General features: G+C 70.3%; 1 protein-coding gene and 1 pseudogene. One reads left to right on the top strand and one right to left on the bottom strand.

All coding sequences use genetic code 11. The features are described 5' to 3' along the window. Window positions 1-207 precede the first annotated feature (207 nt). A complete protein-coding gene (locus tag ACXN5W_RS30220) occupies window positions 208-1,170 on the bottom strand; it encodes a DUF559 domain-containing protein (protein WP_473161793.1) in 963 nt (320 codons plus the stop codon). A gap of 958 nt (window positions 1,171-2,128) precedes the next feature. On the opposite strand from ACXN5W_RS30220, the pseudogene ACXN5W_RS30215 reads away from it, so the two are divergent. Next, a pseudogene (locus tag ACXN5W_RS30215) lies at window positions 2,129-2,412 on the top strand (hypothetical protein); the annotation flags it as partial.

Raw genomic sequence — 2,412 nt, 5'->3', positions numbered from 1 at the left:
GACGACGGGATCGTCTTTTTGGGGGAGTTGGGTTTTTCGGTTCCCCTGGGGGAAGAAAGAGAGACCCACGATCACGCCAGCCGGAAGCGATCGCGGCGGACCGGCCGGATGCAGCCGGAAACGGTCGGCCGGCGCCAGCCGGAAGTGATCGCGGCGGACCAGCCGGCGCCCCGGGCCGAAGTAGTCGGGCCACCGGTCGAAGCGCGGTCAGCCGGACCATCCGGCGGCGGCCAGGGCGGACCGGACCTGGGCGACCACCTCGGCCGATCGTTCCCGGACCGCCCACGACGGGAACCGCAGCACACGCAGGCCGGAGATCCACAGATCATTCTGCCGGCGCATGTCCGCCCACCACCGCCCAACTTCGCGGTGCTGTCCACCGTCGATCTCCACCAGCACGTTCCACCGCTCGAAGTACACATCCAGGTATCGCCGCCGGCCCGTCGCATCCGTCCGGCGTACCTGGCGGCTCGGCTCCGGCAGTCCGGCGCGCCGGCACAACCGCAGGAAATCCGATTCGGCGATGGACTCGGCGCCGTCCCGGGCGTCGGCCACCGCCGCCAGGATCAACCGGCGCCGGCGGATCCGAGGCATTCGTGCCAGTACGTCATCCAGGTCGGCCGCGGAGACGAGACGCTGTTGGAAGCCGGCCGCGACAATGGCCCGGGCTCGGCCGTCATTCGGAGCCCACTGCGCCGCGTCCACCAGCGACCGGGCCGGCATCGTGCACGGTGGCAGGCCCATCCGGTGGATGTCGTCCGGCGGCAGGACACGGGTGCGATGGACCACGACCCCGGGTGGCGGGTCGAAGTCCCGGCGATGGGCCCGGATCAGGACATGGATGCCCGATGTCCCGTACCCTCGCAGACCGAGTTGCTCCAACGCCGAGGCGCCGGCCAGGGTCGCGCGCCGACCGGCACCTGCCGCGAGTACGGCGTGCCACCAGCGCTGCCGTTGGGTCATCGTCCCGGAATGCGCCAGATACACCCCTGGCGAGGGGGACTGCCACCGACCGGTGGCGAGCCGATGCCGCAGTGCCTTCGGAGTGAGATACCGGAGCGCCTGCCGCCGGCTGATCACCTCGTCCTGCATCCAGAGCAGGTACGTCAACGGCTCGCCATCGGGGTCGGGCGGTGAGCGCAACCCGGCGATCGGGTCGGGTAGGGACATACCGATCGAGTCTGGCCAGGCTCCGGGTCGCTGTCACCGCCCAGTTCGGCAACCTGTGGACAACCGGACCATGCCCCGCCAATGCGGCCATAGCGATCGTGGATTATCGGTGCCCCTTGAGGGGCAGCAGGAATCCACGATCACGATCCGCGCGCACCATGGACTCGGCCTGATGTCCGGTATGGTGTTCTTCATCCGATTCAGGGATATGATCGACTTGGCGAAATGTCCGGATATCCGGAATCGGCCCGGCCGCCTCAGCGTTGAGATGTGCAGACGGGCGGAGCAGCGCCCGCGCCCGGCGGTCACCACGCCGAATCCGAAGGCCCGGCGCGAACATCACCGGGTGGCCGGCCGTTACACCCGACCGGCCAGCCGATCAGCCCTCGGTCGGGACGTCCGCCGGTGGCGGGCAGTCAGACCCGGCCCGTCGGGAACATCGCTCAACGGCCGGCCGTTACACCGGGACCGGCCAACCAGCCGCCCCAGGCGGGGAACATCGCCCAACGGTCGGCCGTTACACCGGGACCGGCCAACCAGCCGCTCCCGGCGGGAACATCCCCCGGCCCCAGACGTTGTACCCGGCCACGGCGCCAGCCCACCAGCAAGGCGCCCCACCGGGAACATCCTCCGGCCCCAGACGTTGTACCCGGCCACGGCGCCAGCCCACCAGCAAGGGCCCCCCACCGGGAACATCCCCCGGCCCCACACGTTGTACCCGCACCCCAGCCCCGGACACCAACCCACCGGGCAGGAAACACCTCGGATCCCCGCACATCACGCCACTACGTGTCGCTTGGTGCCGCCCCGCGCCACGGCCCCGCAGCCCACCACGCGGACCAGGCCGTGACAGGCGCCCCCGATCCCCTACCGCCGACCCACCCCCACAGGCCGGCGCGTACCCCCGGATGAAAGGCGATCAACCATGACCACCTTCACCCGCATCCTCCCCAACAGCATCCGCACCCCCATCCTGCGCAAGGCCGCCCTCACCAGCGCCGGCCTCGCCTTCACCGCCGGCGCCATCGCCGGACCGATGACGCTAGCCACCCAAGCCCACGCCGCACCCACACACACCGCCGCCGTACACACCCAGAACCACAACAACGACCACAGCGACACCCACGGCGACCGCGGCGACCACGGCCGCGACCAAGCCAACACCAGCAAGGAACTCCGCTACGACTACCAGGCCCAACCGAACTTCTACTACTGCGGACCCGCCGCCACCCGCAACGCCCT

It is taken from the genome of Plantactinospora sp. A48 (assembly GCF_055793945.1).
The sequence above is the reverse complement of the archived record's forward strand: the minus strand, read 5'-3'. Positions and strand labels throughout refer to the sequence as shown.

Bases quoted from the DNA above. Each gene is read 5' to 3' on its own strand.
- ACXN5W_RS30220 (WP_473161793.1), bottom strand. From the start codon at position 1,170: ATGTCCCTACCCGACCCGATCGCCGGGTTGCGCTCACCGCCCGACCCC.